Annotated in this window: 13 protein-coding genes; 11 read left to right on the top strand and 2 right to left on the bottom strand. The window is 73.9% G+C overall.

Features of this window, described 5'->3' with window-relative positions; translation table 11 throughout:
- Positions 1 to 14 precede the first annotated feature (14 nt).
- The 4 genes from IF19_RS0109765 to IF19_RS0109750 all read left to right on the top strand — a co-directional run bounded on the left by IF19_RS0109765 (position 15) and on the right by IF19_RS0109750 (position 5,257).
- Positions 15 to 1,376 carry an NYN domain-containing protein gene (locus tag IF19_RS0109765; protein ID WP_030277309.1) on the top strand — a complete coding sequence of 454 codons (1,362 nt, stop codon included), beginning with the start codon at positions 15 to 17 and terminating at the stop codon, positions 1,374 to 1,376.
- 291 nt (positions 1,377 to 1,667) lie between these two features.
- Positions 1,668 to 2,693, top strand: coding sequence for a C40 family peptidase (locus IF19_RS0109760; protein ID WP_030117842.1), 1,026 nt, complete (start codon positions 1,668 to 1,670; stop codon positions 2,691 to 2,693).
- A gap of 266 nt (positions 2,694 to 2,959) precedes the next feature.
- Positions 2,960 to 3,988 (top strand): C40 family peptidase, encoded by a 1,029-nt coding sequence (locus IF19_RS0109755; protein ID WP_030191602.1) that lies wholly within the window; start codon positions 2,960 to 2,962, stop codon positions 3,986 to 3,988.
- A gap of 15 nt (positions 3,989 to 4,003) precedes the next feature.
- Entirely contained in the window at positions 4,004 to 5,257 is a 1,254-nt protein-coding gene (locus tag IF19_RS0109750) for a hypothetical protein (RefSeq protein ID WP_030117840.1), read from the top strand.
- Here IF19_RS0109750 and IF19_RS0109745 read toward each other — a convergent pair.
- Positions 5,233 to 6,477: a glycosyltransferase family 87 protein gene (locus IF19_RS0109745; RefSeq protein WP_030117839.1), complete on the bottom strand. Its 1,245-nt coding sequence runs from the start codon at positions 6,475 to 6,477 to the stop codon at positions 5,233 to 5,235. The two genes, IF19_RS0109750 and IF19_RS0109745, sit on opposite strands and share 25 nt — an antisense overlap.
- Positions 6,478 to 6,581: 104 nt before the next feature.
- On the opposite strand from IF19_RS0109745, the gene IF19_RS0109740 reads away from it, so the two are divergent.
- Entirely contained in the window at positions 6,582 to 7,724 is a 1,143-nt protein-coding gene (locus IF19_RS0109740) for a glycosyltransferase family 4 protein (RefSeq protein WP_030277307.1), read from the top strand.
- 87 nt (positions 7,725 to 7,811) lie between these two features.
- Here IF19_RS0109740 and IF19_RS0109735 read toward each other — a convergent pair whose 3' ends face one another.
- On the bottom strand, positions 7,812 to 9,608 hold the full coding sequence (locus IF19_RS0109735; RefSeq protein ID WP_030117837.1) for an AMP-dependent synthetase/ligase: 1,797 nt from the start codon (positions 9,606 to 9,608) through the stop codon (positions 7,812 to 7,814).
- A gap of 280 nt (positions 9,609 to 9,888) precedes the next feature.
- Between IF19_RS0109735 and IF19_RS0109730 the strand changes: the two genes are divergently transcribed.
- From IF19_RS0109730 to IF19_RS0109705, 6 genes are all read left to right on the top strand, one after another.
- Positions 9,889 to 10,695 (top strand): metallophosphoesterase family protein, encoded by an 807-nt coding sequence (locus IF19_RS0109730; RefSeq protein ID WP_030117836.1) that lies wholly within the window; start codon positions 9,889 to 9,891, stop codon positions 10,693 to 10,695.
- Between the two features lie 109 nt (positions 10,696 to 10,804).
- Complete coding sequence (locus tag IF19_RS0109725) at positions 10,805 to 11,254, top strand: SRPBCC family protein (RefSeq protein ID WP_030117835.1); 450 nt, start codon at positions 10,805 to 10,807, stop codon at positions 11,252 to 11,254.
- Positions 11,255 to 11,259: 5 nt separating this feature from the next.
- The gene (locus tag IF19_RS0109720) at positions 11,260 to 12,444 is read left to right on the top strand and encodes an ArsA family ATPase (protein WP_030121795.1); all 1,185 of its coding nucleotides are present in this window, start codon (positions 11,260 to 11,262) and stop codon (positions 12,442 to 12,444) included.
- 82 nt (positions 12,445 to 12,526) lie between these two features.
- Positions 12,527 to 12,997, top strand: coding sequence for a DUF5304 domain-containing protein (locus IF19_RS0109715; protein ID WP_030117833.1), 471 nt, complete (start codon positions 12,527 to 12,529; stop codon positions 12,995 to 12,997).
- Positions 12,998 to 13,117: 120 nt separating this feature from the next.
- Positions 13,118 to 14,059 carry an ROK family glucokinase gene (locus IF19_RS0109710; protein ID WP_030117832.1) on the top strand — a complete coding sequence of 314 codons (942 nt, stop codon included), beginning with the start codon at positions 13,118 to 13,120 and terminating at the stop codon, positions 14,057 to 14,059.
- Between the two features lie 80 nt (positions 14,060 to 14,139).
- Positions 14,140 to 14,895, top strand: coding sequence for an endonuclease/exonuclease/phosphatase family protein (locus tag IF19_RS0109705; protein ID WP_030121796.1), 756 nt, complete (start codon positions 14,140 to 14,142; stop codon positions 14,893 to 14,895).
- Positions 14,896 to 14,975: the final 80 nt, after the last annotated feature.

The raw sequence follows: 14,975 nt of genomic DNA, 5'->3' as shown, positions 1-14,975 counted from the left end.
TGGGGTGACGGACGGTGGAACAGCCGACCAGCGGCGCCGGACCGGCCGATGAGGCCGGCGGCGGCGCAGAGGCGCTCGGCCGTCCGCTGCCCGAAGGCGTGCGACGGCGGGTGATCGCGCTGGTCGCGGACGCCTTCGGCGGCCTGACCGTCTCCGAACTGCCGTCCCAGCTACGACAGTACGCCCGGTTCACCCCGACCCGGCGGGCGAAGTTCGCGGGGAACGCGATGGCCGCCGCGCTGGAGAGCGACGCCGTCTTCCGGCAGCGGATCGGAGAGCGGCTCGGCCAGTCCCAGCCGGAGCTGACCGGCGCCCTGGAGGCGGGTTCGCCGCCCGCCGCCGCCGATCCCCTCGATGTCGCCGCGGCCGCCTACGTGTTGCGCCCGACCGGGTGGGTCAAGCTGGTCGAGGCCGCCGGCGAGGAGGTCCAGCGCGCCGACGCGGAACGGGCGGACGAGGAGACCCGGCGCGAGCTGGAGCAGGTGCGCGAGGAGCTGGAGCGCGCCCGTGCGCAGACCCGTGCCGAGACCGAACGGCTGCGTACGGAGCTGGAGGCGGCCCGCAAGGAGGCCGAGTCGCTCCACCGCAAGCTGCGCAGCGCCCAGAGCGAGGTCAAGCGCGGCGAGGCCGCCCTGCGCCGCAGCGTCGCCGAGACCGACGCCGTACGGGCCGAGTCGGCCGCCCAGCTCTCCGCCGCGGAGAGCGAGTCGCGGCGGCTCAAGGGGCGGCTGGGGGAGGCCGAGTCGGCGCTGGAGGCGAGCCGCCGGGCCGCTCGCGAGGGCCGGTCGGTGGAGGACATGCGGCTGCGGCTGCTCCTGGACACCGTGCTGGACGCGGCGTCGGGGCTGCGGCGGGAGCTGGCTCTGCCCCCGGCGACGACGCACCCCGCCGACACCGTGGACGCGCTGGAGCCGGGCCGGATGTCGCCCAAGGACATCGCCGCGCGCGCTCTCTCCGAGACCGATCCGGCCCTGCTGGACCAGCTCCTGGCGCTGCCGCAGGCCCATCTCATCGTGGACGGCTACAACGTCACCAAGACCGGCTATCCCCAGATGCCGCTGGAGAAGCAGCGGTTGCGGCTGCTGGGCGGGCTCTCGGTGCTCGCGGCGCAGACCGGAGCCGAGATGACCTGCGTCTTCGACGGGGCGGAACTGGCGGCCCCGGTGCTGCTGGCCCCGCCGCGCGGAGTGCGGGTGCTGTTCAGCAAGCCCGGCGTCACGGCGGACGAGGTGATCCGTCAACTCGCCCGCGCGGAGCCGCCGGGACGGCCCGTGGTGGTCGTCTCCACGGACCGGGAGGTGGCGGACGGTGTGGCGAAGGCCGGGGCGCGGCCCGTCGCGTCCGTCATGCTCCTCAAGCGCCTTTCGCGCGTCTAAAGGGCTTTGGGTGGCATGTGTGACATGCCGGATTTCTGGGAACGTACCGTCAAGTCGCCGCTACACGCGGTGCGGTGAGAGTAAAGAAGTGCCTGGTGTGACGAGAAAAATCCTGTGGGGATTTGAACTGATCACAAGATGGTCACTAGGGTCAGGGCTCGAACCTTCGCACGGTTGATCACCCATTGGGGGTGACGGCGAAGGAACCGCCGAGTCCGTCATGTGCACGGAGCCGGGGATTTCTTCCCCCACTTGCCCGGTAGGCGGCTGAGGAAGAAGGAGCTCGCCTCCGTGGCGTCCCACCGTCGTCCCAAGCAGCCGAGCCGGGCCCGCGTCACCGTGCTCACCGCGACTGCCGCCGCCGCCGTGGCCCTGACCTCCCAGGCCGCCCACGCCGACCCGAAGCCCAGCAAGAGCGAAGTCAAGGCGAAGGTCGACAAGCTCTACCACGAGGCCGAGGCCGCCACCGAGAAGTACAACGGCGCCAAGGAGCAGCAGGACAACCTGAAGAAGGAAGTCGACGCGCTCCAGGACAAGGTCGCCCGCGGCCAGGCCGAGCTGAACACGCTCCGCTCCGAACTCGGTTCGATCGCCACCGCGCAGTACCGCAGCGGCGGCCTCGACCCCTCCGTGGCCCTCTTCCTCGCCTCGGACCCGGACAGCTTCCTCGAACAGGCTTCCGCGCTCGACCAGTTGACGGTCAAGCAGACGGAGTCGCTGCAGAAGATCCAGTCCAAGCAGCGCACCCTCGCCCAGCAGCGCAAGGAAGCCCAGGACAAGCTCGGCGACCTCGCCGACGTCCGTAAGAAGCTCGGCGAGAACAAGAAGAAGTACCAGGCCAAGCTCGCCGACGCCCAGCGGCTCCTCAACACGCTGACGCAGGCCGAGCGCACCAAGATGGCCCAGGAGGAGCAGCGCGCCAGCCGCGACGCCGGCGACCGGGTCAAGCTCGGCAACGAGGCCCCCGCGTCCAACCGCGGCGCCGCCGCCCTCGCCGCCGCCGCCACCCAGCTCGGCAAGCCGTACGTCTCCGGCGCCACCGGCCCCAACGCCTACGACTGCTCCGGGCTGACCCAGTGGGCCTTCGCCCAGGCGAACGTCCACATCACCCGGACCACGTTCACCCAGCACAACGACGGCACGAAGATCGGCCGCAGCCAGCTCAAGCCGGGCGACCTGGTCTTCTTCAACAACCTGGCGCACGTCGGCTTCTACGCCGGCAACAACCAGATCCTGCACGCCCCCAAGCCGGGCACCGTCGTCCGCTACGAGTCGATGGACTACATGGGCACCTTCCAGTTCGGTGTCCGCATCTGACGCCGAAGCGCCCCCGGGAAACCCGCGACGGCACGCCCGAACGAGGGAATCCGCGCGCACCGCACTGACGCCCCCGCCCCGTCGGAGACCAAGGTCACCGGCGGGGCGGCCGCGTCGGGACACCCCTGCGCCACCGGCGCGGTCTTTGGCCGCCGCGTAGTCGGCCGATTACTGTCTGGCTGCTGCGCAGCTCCCGGACTTGGTCCGCCCGCCCGGGCGGCAGGGGCTGCGCACCACCGCGTCAGCGGAAGGGAGTGCGGCTACCTGTGGTGTCCCATCGCCGTTCCACACAGTCCGGCTTCACCAGAGGCGTCCGGGTCACGGTCGTCTCGGCGGCCGCCGCCACCGCGGCGGCGACGCTCACGGCGGCTCCCGCGAGCGCCGACCCGAAGGAGACCCGGGAGAGCGCCAAGGCCGCCGTCGACCGCCTCTACGAAGAGGCCGAGCGGGCCACCGAGCGGTTCAACGAGGCCGGGGAGCGCGTGGACCGGCTGCGCGGTGAGGCGGACCGCGCCCTGGACGCCACCGCCCGGGGCCAGGACCGGGTCAACCGGATGCGCGACGAACTCGGGGCGATGGCGGGCGCCCAGTACCGCACCGGCGCCATCGACCCCTCGCTCGCGCTGCTGCTCTCCGGCGACCCGGACACCTACCTGGAACGGGCCGCCGCCCTCGACCGGGCGGGGGCCCGCCAGGCGATCACCCTCAACAAGCTGCGCCACGCCCAGCGCACGATGGCCCAGAACCGCGCCGAGGCCACCCGCGCCCTGTCCGACCTGGAGCACAGCCGCACCGCCGTCGCCCGCCACAAGCGCGCCGTCGAGGGCAAGCTCCGCGAGGCCCGCCGGCTGCTCGCGTCCCTGCCGGCCCAGGACCGCGCCTCCTTCGACCGGTCCTCGCGCTCCGGCCGCGACGCCGCGCCCGACCTCTCCGGCCTCGGCCCCGCCTCCGGGCGCGCGATGTCCGCCGTCGCCGCCGTCCACCAGGCCCTCGGCCGGCCCTACGTCTGGGGCGCCAACGGCCCCTCCGGATTCGACTGTTCCGGCCTGATGCAGTGGGCCTACGCCCAGGCCGGGGTGAGCCTGCCCCGCACCTCCCAGGCCCAGCGCTACGCCGGCCGCATGGTGCCGCTCTCCCAGGCGCAACCCGGCGACCTGGTCGCCTACCGGGCCGACGCCAGCCACATCGGCATGTACGTCGGCAACGGCCAGGTCATCCACGCCCCCTACCCCGGTGCGGCGGTCCGCTACGATCCGGTCGGCATGATGCCCGTCTCGTCCGTCACCCGGATCTGACCGTACGATCGGCGGATGGCCGTACGAGGACGTGACGCGGGCGCGAGAGCCCCGCTGCGGTGGCGCGCGGCGGGCCCGCTGCTCGCCGCGCTCCTGACCGCGTCCGCCTGCGCGATCCCCGCCGACCGGGACGACACCCTCACCACCGGGGCCCTCGACGCCACCCTGGAGCGCCGCGCCGCCGCCGTCCTCGCCCACGACCGGGCCGGCTATCTCGACGCGCTGGCCCCCGAGGCCGCCAAGCTGCGGGCCGCCCAGCGCACCGAACTCGACCGGCTCGCCGACGTGCCGCTGAAGTCGTGGACGTACGACGTCAAGGACATCACCGAGCAGGACGGGCAGTGGGCCACCGCCGAGGTGGAGCTGCGCTACCGGATCGCCGGGTACGACACCGCCCCGGTCGCCACCCGCCGCGTCCTGGAGCTGATGCGCGACGGGGACCGCTGGTACATCACCGCCGACCGGCCCGCCGACGGCGCGTCGGGGCAGCTCTGGCAGCAGGGGGACGTGGAGGTCGTGAAGGGCGACCACAGCATCGTCCTGGGCGTCGGCCGGGGCGCGGAGGAGCTGCGGCAGATCGCCGACACCGTGGACCTCGCGGTGCCCGCCGTCTCGGAAGCGTGGCCGCGTCCCTGGAGCGGCCGCGTGGTGGTCCTGGTCCCGGACTCCGTGTCGTCCATGGCGAAGCTGCTGGGCTCGCCGGAGACCAGCTACCGGGGCATCGCCGCCGTCACCACCGGGGAGGCCGGCGGCACGGGCGAACGCCCCGCCATCGCCGACCGGGTGGTCGTCAACCCGCAGGCGTACGCCACCCTCGGCAGCTTCGGGCAGCGGATCGTCCTGACCCATGAGACGACCCATGTCGCCACCCGGACGAGCACCTCCGCGGCCACCCCCGTCTGGCTCTCCGAGGGGTTCGCCGACTGGGCCGCCTACCGGGGCGAGGACCGGTCCGCCGGGGCGGTCGCCCCCGAGCTGGCCGACGCCGTCCGCGGCGGCCGGACCCCCGCGAAGCTCCCCGCCGACCGGGACTTCGGCTTCGACGGCGAGGCGGCCGAGCTGGCCGGGGCGTACGAGGGCGGCTGGCTGGCCTGCGAGCTGATCGCCGAGCGGTGGGGCACGGAGAAGCTGATCGCCTTCTACGAGACCGTGGGCGGGCACCAGGGGCGCGAGGGGGCGGTGGAGCAGGCCATGAAGGCGGTGCTCGCCACCACGCTGGAGCAGTTCACCGCCGACTGGCGCGACTACCTCGCCGCCCGGCTCGGCTGACCCTCCCGCGCCCCCGTCTCCCGCGCACGCGGCCGGGGCGGCACCGTCGACCGCCACAGCCGCCGCGCCGCCGTCAGCGCTGCCGCCACCAGGAGCCCGTTCCGTACGAACAGGAGCACCACGCCCCACGCGTCGCTCGCCACCACCTGTCCGAAGCCGATCGGGAACTCCAGCAGCGTCACCCCCGCCGACACCACCACCAGGACGGCCGGAGCCGTCATCGCGGTCTCCCGGAACAGCAGGCACACCGCGGCGAGGCCGACCAGCCACACCACGTACTGCGGGCTGATCACCCGGCTGGTGACCGTGAACAGCAGCACCGCCGTGAACGCCGCCTCGGCCGGGGTGCGCGCCGCGAACGTCCGCGCCCGGAGCCGCCACAGCAGCAGCCAGCCCAGCGCCAGGGCGGCGAGCCCCAGCGCCAGCGCCGACACCGTCTCCACGTGCGGGCCGAGGAACTCCAGCGAGCCGTACCGCAGCTCCACCCGCCCCTCCCACCCCATGTGCCGCGCCACATGGAAGACCAGCGCCCCCAGCGACTCCACCTCCGTGCCCCGGTCCCGCTGGAAGGACAGGAAGGCGAAGGCCCCCGGCATCCACAGGGCGAACGCCACCGCGAGCCACGCCGCGCCCAGAGCCGCCGAGGTCCACGCCGCCCGGGTCGGACGCCCCTTGCGCACCCCCGTCAGCAGCAGCGCCGGCCACCCCTTCAGCAGCGCCCCGAACGCGGCCAGCGCCCCCAGCGCCCGGGGCCTGCGCACCCCGGCCAGCAGCGCCGCCACCGCGACCGCCGTCACCATCAGGTCGTAGCGGGCGTAGACCGTCGGCCCCAGCAGCGGCACCCCCACGACCCACACCCAGGCGCCCGCCGCCCGCATGCCCGGCCGCCGCGCCACGTACAGCAGCAGCCCCAGCACCACCGCGTCGCACACCAGCACCAGGACGAAGAACGCGGCCGCGTACTCCAGGAACGGCAGCAGGGCGGGGGAGAGGATCGCCAGCGCCGCACCGGGCGGGTACTGCCAGGTGACGTCGTCCAGGGGGTACGTGCCGGTCAGCAGGGTCTCGTACCAGCCCCGGTAGATCACCGACACGTCCACCGTGACGTCGGGCCCCGCCACCGTGACCACCTGGAACACACAGGCCAGCAGCCAGGCCCGGGTCAGCGCCCAGACCGCGTACGGCCACGGTCCCGCGCCGGTGGGTGTTCGTCCCGTCATCGCCGCACCTGTCGTCGTCCGTTCCGGCCGCCCCCGGCGGATCATGATGCCGCCGGGAGGCCGCGGGAGCGGTGAAGCGCGGCCGTTCGGTACTGTCGGCGGCGATGGACAAGACCTTGATCGTGACCAACGACTTCCCGCCCCGCCCCGGCGGCATCCAGGCGTTCCTGCACAACATGGCGCTGCGCCTGGATCCCGACCGCGTCGTCGTCTACGCCTCCACCTGGAAGCGCGGCGAGGAGGGCGCGGCGGCCACCGCAGCCTTCGACGCCGAGCAGCCCTTCACCGTGGTCCGCGACCGTACGACGATGCTGCTGCCGACCCCGCGCGTCACCCGCCGGGCCGCCGGCCTGCTGCGCGAACACGGCTGCACTTCCGTCTGGTTCGGCGCCGCCGCCCCGCTCGGCCTGATGGCCCCCGCCCTGCGCCGCGCGGGCGCGCGCCGGCTGGTCGCCACCACCCACGGGCACGAGGCCGCCTGGGCGCAGCTGCCCGCCTCCCGGCAACTGCTGCGCAGGATCGGGGAGGGCACGGACACGATCACCTACCTGGGGGAGTACACCCGCTCCCGGATCGCCGCCGCGCTCACCCCGGACGCGGCCGGGCGCATGGTCCAACTGCCCCCCGGCGTCGACGAGAAGACCTTCCACCCGGCCTCCGGCGGGGACCGGGTCCGGGCCCGGCTCGGCCTCTCCGACCGCCCCGTCGTCGTCTGCGTCTCCCGGCTGGTGCCGCGCAAGGGCCAGGACACGCTGATCCTGGCGATGCCCGCGATCCTCGCGCAGGTGCCGGACGCGGTGCTCCTGATCGTCGGCGGCGGACCCTACGCCGAGGACCTCCGGCGGCTCGCGGAGGAGACCGGGGTGCGGGACGCCGTGCGCTTCACCGGGGCGGTGCCCTGGGCGGAACTGCCCGCGCACTACGGGGCGGGCGACGTCTTCGCGATGCCGTGCCGGACCCGGCGCGGCGGCCTCGACGTGGAGGGGCTCGGCATCGTCTACCTGGAGGCGTCCGCGACCGGGCTGCCCGTGGTGGCCGGTGACTCCGGCGGCGCCCCGGACGCGGTGCTGGACGGCGAGACCGGCTGGGTGGTGCGCGGCGGCAGCGCCGAGGACGCCGCCGACCGGATCGTCACGCTGCTCGGGGACCCGGAGCTGCGGCAGCGGATGGGGGAGCGCGGCCGGGCCTGGGTCGAGGAGAAGTGGCGCTGGGACCTGCTGGCGGAGAAGCTCAAGACCCTGCTGTGACGGTGACTACCGCGAAGGGCCCGCGAACTGCCGCGAAGGGCTCGCGCCTGGTCACCAGGCGCGAGCCCCTTCGTACGCGTGCACCGCTCAGCCGCGGTAGATCGACTCCACCTCGTCCGAGAAGTCCTTCGCCACCACGTTGCGCTTCAGCTTCAGCGACGGCGTGATGTGGCCCGCCTCCTCGGTGAACTGGGTCGGCAGGATACGGAACTTGCGCACCGACTCGGCCTTGGAGACCGCCGCGTTCCCGTCGTCCACCGCGCGCTGCACCTCGGCCAGCAGCTCCGCGTCGTCGCGCAGCGACAGGGCCGTGGAGTCCGCCGGCTTGCCGTGCTCCCGCGCCCAGCGGCCCAGGAACTCCTCGTCCAGCGTGACCAGCGCGCCGACGAACGGGCGGCCGTCGCCGACCACCATGCACTCCGCGACCAGGGCGTGCGCGCGGATCCGGTCCTCGATGACGGCCGGGGCGACGTTCTTGCCGCCCGCCGTCACGATGATCTCCTTCTTGCGGCCGGTGATCGCGAGGTAGCCGTCCTCGTCCAGCGTGCCGATGTCCCCGGTGTGGAACCAGCCGTCGGCCAGCGCCTCGGCGGTCGCCGCCTCGTTGTGCCAGTAGCCGGTGAACAGGTGCTCGCCGTGGAGCAGCACCTCGCCGTCGTCCGCGATCCGGACCACCGAACCGGGCAGCGGCTGGCCGACCGTGCCGATCTTCGGACGGTCCCACGGGTTGAACGCGGTGGCCGCGCACGACTCGGTCAGGCCGTAGCCCTCCAGGACGGTGAAGCCGATGCCCCGGAAGAAGTGGCCGAGCCGCTCGCCCAGCGGGGCGCCGCCGGAGATCGCGTGCTCGCCGCGGCCGCCGAGGACGGCGCGCAGCTTGCCGAAGACCAGCTTGTCGAAGAGCTTGTGCTTGAGCCTCAGCCCCAGGGCCGGGCCCTGCGGGGTGCTGAGCGCCCGGCTGTAGGCGATCGCCGTGTCGGCCGCCCGGTCGAAGATCTTGCCCTTGCCGTCCGCCTGCGCCTTGGCGCGGGCCGCGTTGTAGACCTTCTCGAAGACCCGGGGCACGCCCAGGATCAGCGTCGGCCGGAACGCGGACAGCTCGTCGGTGAGGTTCTTGATGTCGGGGACGCAGCCGAGCTTGATCGGAGCCATCACCGACGCCACCTCGACCAGCCGGCCGAAGACGTGCGCGGCGGGCAGGAACAGCAGCACCGAGCACTCGCCCGTACGGAAGAGGGGCTTCAGCCGCTCCACCACGTTGCCGCACTCCGCGAAGAAGCTGCGGTGGGTGAGCACACAGCCCTTGGGGCGGCCCGTGGTGCCCGAGGTGTAGACGATCGTCGCCGGGTCGTCCGCCTTGGCGCTGCGCATCCGCAGGTCGCTGGTCTCCTCCGAGACCTCGGCCCCCGCCGCGCCCAGCGCCTCCACCGCGCCGTCGTCGATCTGCCACACGTGCGCGAGACCGGGCAGCGCGTCCCGTACGGAGGCCACCGCGGCGGCGTGCGCGTCGCTCTCCACGAGCACCGCCACCGCCCCGGAGTCACCGAGGATCCACTGCACCTGCTCGGCGGAGCTGGTCTCGTACACCGGCACGGTCACCGCGCCCGCGCTCCAGATCGCGAAGTCCAGCAGCACCCACTCGTAGCGGGTGCGCGACATCAGGGCGACCCGGTCGCCGGGCTCCACCCCGGAGGCGATCAGCCCTTTGGCGGCGGCTCTCACCTCGGCCAGGAACTCGGTGGCGGTGACGTCCGTCCAGACGCCGCCCACCTTGCGGCCCATGACCGCGACATCGGGATGCTGAGCGGCATTGCGGCGGATGAGATCCGTCAGGTTGCCGTCCGTCGGGACCTCGTACAGGGCCGGAAGGCTGAACTCGCGCAAGACTGCTGCTCCTCATCGGGCTCCGGTGCCACGGCTCTGTGTGACGCACCGGCTGCTGTCCAGGAATGGCGGGTGCTCAGTGGGGTGAGCACGACTGGACTGCCCGGGACGTTACCCACCGGTACTCGGTTCCGGATAGGGGGTTCCGGCCAGATGTCTTATGCATCACACATATAAATGGCCCTTTCGCGCACAGTAGTCCACAGCCGTCCCGACGTGGAAGTAACCGCAGGTCCGGACGGTCTACCCAGCGAAGGAGCGGGCCGCCTAGGGTGATCCCATGCGAGGCAGCGAACCGGACGACGGGGGCGCGGCCACCCGGCCCACCCGGATCCACGTGGTCAGCGACGTGCACGGCAACACCGAGGCCCTGGCCCGCGCCGGAGACGGCGCCGACGCCCTGATCTGCCTCGGTGACCTGGTGCTCTTCCTCGACTACGCCGACCACTCGCGCGGCATCTTCCCCGATCTGTTCGGCGTGGAGAACGCCGACCGCATCGTCGCCCTGCGCACCGCCCGCCGCTACGACGAGGCCCGAGCCTTCGGCCGCGAGCTGTGGGCGGGCCGCGACCGCAACGCGGAGATCCTCGGCGCGGTGCGCAGACAGTACGCCGAACTCTTCGCGGCCTTCCCCACTCCGACGTACGCCACCTACGGCAACGTCGACGTCCCCGACCTCTGGCCCGAGTACACCCGGCCGGGCACCACCGTGCTGGACGGCGAGCGCGTCGAGATCGGCGGCCGGGTCTTCGGCTTCGTCGGCGGCGGGCTCAGGACGCCGATGAACACCCCGTACGAGATCAGCGACGAGGAGTACGCCGCCAAGGTCGAGGCGCTCGGCGAGGTGGACGTCCTCTGCTCGCACATCCCGCCCGAGGTCCCCGAGCTGACGTACGACACCGTCGCCCGCCGCTTCGAGCGCGGCAGCCCGGCCCTGCTGGAGGCGATACGCGCGACCCGCCCCCGATACGCGCTTTTCGGCCATGTTCACCAGCCGTTGGTCCGCCGGATGCGCATCGGCGCCACCGAGTGCGTCAACGTCGGCCACTTCGCCTCCACCGGGACCCCCTGGGCGCTGAGCTGGTGAACGCGGGCCGCCGGGCCGCGGACCGGAGCGCCCTGGGCACGCGATAGCCTGCACAGCGGCAGACCTCTGCCGAACGGGACCGGTTACACCGCACTGGAGGGCCACGGCGATGGCTGAACACACCAGCTCGAGCATCACGATCGAGGCGGCGCCGGCCGACGTCATGGGCGTGATCGCCGACTTCGCCCGCTACCCGGAGTGGACCGGCGAGGTCAAGGAGGCCGAGGTCCTCGCCACCGACGACCGGGGCCGCGCCGAGCGGGTCCGCCTCGTCCTGGACGCCGGCGCGATCAAGGACGACCACGTCCTCTCCTACACCTGGACCGGCGAGAACGAGGTCAGCTGGAGCCTGGTCAAGTCCCAGATGCTGCGCTCCCTCGACGGCACCTACGCCCTCACCCCGCTCGCCGGCGGCACGCGCACCGAGGTCACCTACCGGCTCGCCGTCGACGTCAAGATCCCGCTCCTCGGCATGATCAAGCGCAAGGCCGAGAAGGTCATCATCGACCGCGCCCTCGCCGGCCTCAAGAAGCGCGTCGAGTCCGCCCCGGGGACCTGAGCCCCGTGCGTACGGTCCTGGTCACCGGCCCCGGCGGCGCGGGCCGTACCACCGTCGCGGCGGCCACGGCCCTGGCCGCCGCCGCGGACGGCGCCCGCACCCTGCTGCTCTCCGCCGAGCCGATACCCGGCCTCCCGGCCGCCGCCGAGCCCACCCGGGTCGCCGGCCCGCTCGACCACGCCCGCATCGACTCCGGCGCGCACTTCCGCGCCGAACTCACCGACCTCCAGGACCGCGCCTCCGGCCTCCTGGACCTGCTCGGCGCGGGCCGGCTCGACGGCGAGGAGCTGACCGAACTCCCCGGCGCCCCGCAGCTCGCCCTCCTGCACGCCCTGCGCCGCGCCGCCGAGGGCGACTGGTCCGGCTACGACGTCCTCGTCGTCGACCTGCCACCGCTGACCGAGGCGCTGGCACTGCTCGCCCTCCCCGAACAGCTCCGCCGCTACCTGCGCCGGCTCCTCCCCGCCGAACGCCAGGCCGCCCGCGCCCTGCGCCCGGTCCTCGCCCAGCTCGCCGGGGTCCCGATGCCCGCCCAGTGGCTGTACGAGGCCGCCGCCCGCAAGGACGCCGAACTGGCCGCCGTCCAGGCGCTGATCGAGGACGCCTCCACCACGCTCCGGCTGGTCGCGGAGCCCGGCCCGGCCGCCGAGGACGCCCTGCGCACCGCCCGGACCGGCCTCGCGCTGTACGGGCTCCGCGCCGACCTGCTGGTCGCCTCCCGCGTCCTGCCCCGCCACTCCTCGGACCCCTGGTTCGCCGGGCTCGCCGCCCAGCAGGAGAAGTGCCTCGACCACTGGCGCCAGGACGCCCCGGGCCTCCCCGTGCACGAGGCCGCCCACCTGGGCCGCGACCCGCACGGCCCGGACGACCTCGCCGCCCTGGAGATCCCTGCCCCCGACACCCGTACGCCGGGCCGGGCCGGGGAGCCGTGGTGGACCGAGGAGGAGCGGGACGCCGAGGACGGGGCCACCACCCTCACCTGGTGCCTGCCGCTGCCCGGGGCCGCCAAGGAGCACCTGCGCCTGGTCCGCCGCGGCGACGAACTCCTCCTGACCGTCGGCCCCTTCCACCGGATCGTGCGGATCGCCTCCGCGCTGCGCCGCTGCACCGTCTCCGGCGCCGCGCTGACCGACGGGGTGCTGCGGGTCCGGTTCACGCCCGATCCGGCGCTGTGGCCGCGCACCACCTGAACCGCCCGGGGCCGTTCGGGTAACGTCGGTGGTACGCGAACCGCAGGCCGACCGTCGGCCGCCCGCGTCGCAGGAGCCCGCCATGAGTGAAGCCACCGATCGTCCCGTCGACGGCGACGCGTGGGCCGACGCCTGCGCCGAGGACCTCGCCTCCGAGCAGGCCCGCCGCCGCGCCCGGTACGGGCCCCCGCCCGGCTCGGCCGCCGAGGAGCTGCGCAAGCTCGTCGACGCCGTCGCCGACAAGGTCTCCTCGCTCCAGACCCCGCTCCTCGGCATCGCCGCCCAGGGCGCGGTCCAGCAGGCCATCCGGCAGGCCAGGTCCGCCGTCGAGCCGGTCATCGAACGCAACCCCCAGGTCTTCGACCACCTCGCGGCGGCCGGCAGCGAACTCCTCGCCGCCTACCGCTCCGCGGTCGAGGGCCAGGAGAGCCGCTGGACCCGCACCACCGACGGCGCGTCCGGCTCGTCCCGCCCGGCGGAGAAGCCCGCCGACGACCCCGCCGACCCCCGCGACGAAGGCCCCTCCGGCACCGAGCGCATCGACCTCGACTGACGGCCCGGCCGCCCGGTACCGGCCGCGCACAGCGGCCGGTACCCACCGGCTCCGGCCGGTGCGGGGCCCGGCCTCGGGTACGGTTGGCCCTAGCGGGGCTCGACCGGAACTGAGGGATTCATGGGACTCACCATCGGCGTCGATATCGGCGGCACGAAGATCGCGGCTGGAGTGGTCGACGAAGAGGGCCGGATCCTCTCGACGTTCAAGGTGGCGACCCCGCCGACGGCCGAAGGCATCGTCGACGCGATCTGCGCGGCGGTCGCCGGAGCGAGCGACGGACACGACGTGGAGGCCGTCGGCATCGGCGCCGCCGGCTACGTGGACGACAAGCGTGCCACCGTCCTGTTCGCGCCCAACATCGACTGGCGCCACGAGCCGCTCAAGGACAAGGTCGAACAGCGCGTCGGCCTGCCCGTCGTCGTCGAGAACGACGCCAACGCCGCGGCCTGGGGCGAATACCGCTTCGGGGCCGGCCAGGGCCACGACGACGTCATCTGCATCACGCTCGGCACCGGCCTCGGCGGCGGCATCATCATCGGCAACAAGCTGCGCCGCGGACGCTTCGGCGTGGCCGCCGAGTTCGGCCACATCCGGGTCGTCCCGGACGGTCTGCTCTGCGGCTGCGGCAGCCAGGGCTGCTGGGAGCAGTACGCCTCCGGCCGCGCACTGGTCCGGTACGCCAAGCAGCGTGCCAACGCCACCCCCGAGAACGCCACCGTGCTCCTCGGCCTCGGCGACGGCTCGGTGGACGGCATCGAGGGCAAGCACATCAGCGAGGCCGCCCGCCAGGGCGACCCGGTCGCCATCGACTCCTTCCGCGAGCTGGCCCGCTGGGCCGGCGCCGGACTGGCCGACCTCGCCTCGCTGTTCGACCCGTCCGCGTTCATCGTCGGCGGCGGCGTCTCGGACGAGGGCGAGCTGGTCCTCGACCCGATCCGCAAGTCGTTCCGGCGCTGGCTGATCGGCGGCGAATGGCGCCCGCACGCCCAGGTCCTCGCCGCCCAACTCGGCGGCAAGGCAGGGCTCGTGGGCGCGGCCGACCTCGCCCGCCAGGGCTGATCCGGACCCGCGCACGACGCACCCGACGCCCGCCGCCGCCCTCCGGGGCAGCGGCGGGCGTCCGTCGTATCGTGGCCCGCATGGTCCTGACGCCCCTGCCCGACTCCCGTACCGAGGCGGACGGTTCAGCCGTCGTCCGGGTGCTGAGCTACAACGTCCGCTCGATGCGCGACGACACCGAGGCCCTGGCCCGCGTCATCCGCGCCTGCGCCCCCGACCTGGTCCTCGTCCAGGAGGCCCCGCGCTTCTTCCGCTGGCGCAAGGCCGCCGCGCGGCTCGCCAGGAGCAGCGATCTGCTCGTGCTGAGCGGCGGGGCCACCGCCGCCGGACCCCTGCTGCTGTGCTCGCTGCGGGCGGGCGTCGAGCGCACCGAGGACGTCCTGCTGCCGCGTACCCCCGGCCTGCACCGCCGGGGCTTCGCCACCGCCGTGGTGCGGATCGGCGGCGCCCGCCTCGGGGTGCTGAGCTGCCACCTGAGCCTCCAGCGCGACGAACGGCTCGCCCAGGCCGACCTGCTGCTGGAGCGGCTGGCCGCGATGGGAGTGGAGCACGCCGTGGCGGGCGGCGACCTCAACGACGTACCGACCGGGAACGCGTTCCGGCGCCTGGCCGGGCCGCTCCAGGACTGCCGGGCCGTCGCCCCGTGGGGCGGCGAGCTGACGTTCCCGCCCCCGGAGCCCCGTAAGCGCATCGACGCGGTCTTCGCGACACCGGGCATCGAGGTGCTCGGCTGCGGGGTGCCGACCGGGCTGCCCGGCGTGAGCGAGGACGACCTGAGGGCGGCCACCGACCATCTGCCGGTCCTGGCCGCCCTCAGGGTCCCCGCCGCCGGGTGACCCGGGGCGTGCCGGGCGTAACGGAACCGGACAGGCCGCACCGGGCGACGCGGACCCGGTCACGATCCGCCGGACGCGCC

The sequence above is a fragment of the Streptomyces californicus genome (assembly GCF_000717645.1).
Lineage (GTDB): Bacteria > Actinomycetota > Actinomycetes > Streptomycetales > Streptomycetaceae > Streptomyces > Streptomyces californicus.
Note: the sequence above shows the minus strand (reverse complement) of the source record. Positions and strands in the feature narration are given on the sequence as shown.

Coding starts and splice junctions, on each gene's coding strand:
- IF19_RS0109750 (WP_030117840.1), top strand. CDS start 4,004: ATGGCCGTACGAGGACGTGACGCGGGCGCGAGAGCCCCGCTGCGGTGG.
- IF19_RS0109745 (WP_030117839.1), bottom strand. CDS start 6,477: ATGACGGGACGAACACCCACCGGCGCGGGACCGTGGCCGTACGCGGTC.
- IF19_RS0109740 (WP_030277307.1), top strand. CDS start 6,582: ATGGACAAGACCTTGATCGTGACCAACGACTTCCCGCCCCGCCCCGGC.
- IF19_RS0109730 (WP_030117836.1), top strand. CDS start 9,889: ATGCGAGGCAGCGAACCGGACGACGGGGGCGCGGCCACCCGGCCCACC.
- IF19_RS0109725 (WP_030117835.1), top strand. CDS start 10,805: ATGGCTGAACACACCAGCTCGAGCATCACGATCGAGGCGGCGCCGGCC.
- IF19_RS0109715 (WP_030117833.1), top strand. CDS start 12,527: ATGAGTGAAGCCACCGATCGTCCCGTCGACGGCGACGCGTGGGCCGAC.
- IF19_RS0109710 (WP_030117832.1), top strand. CDS start 13,118: ATGGGACTCACCATCGGCGTCGATATCGGCGGCACGAAGATCGCGGCT.
- IF19_RS0109705 (WP_030121796.1), top strand. CDS start 14,140: ATGGTCCTGACGCCCCTGCCCGACTCCCGTACCGAGGCGGACGGTTCA.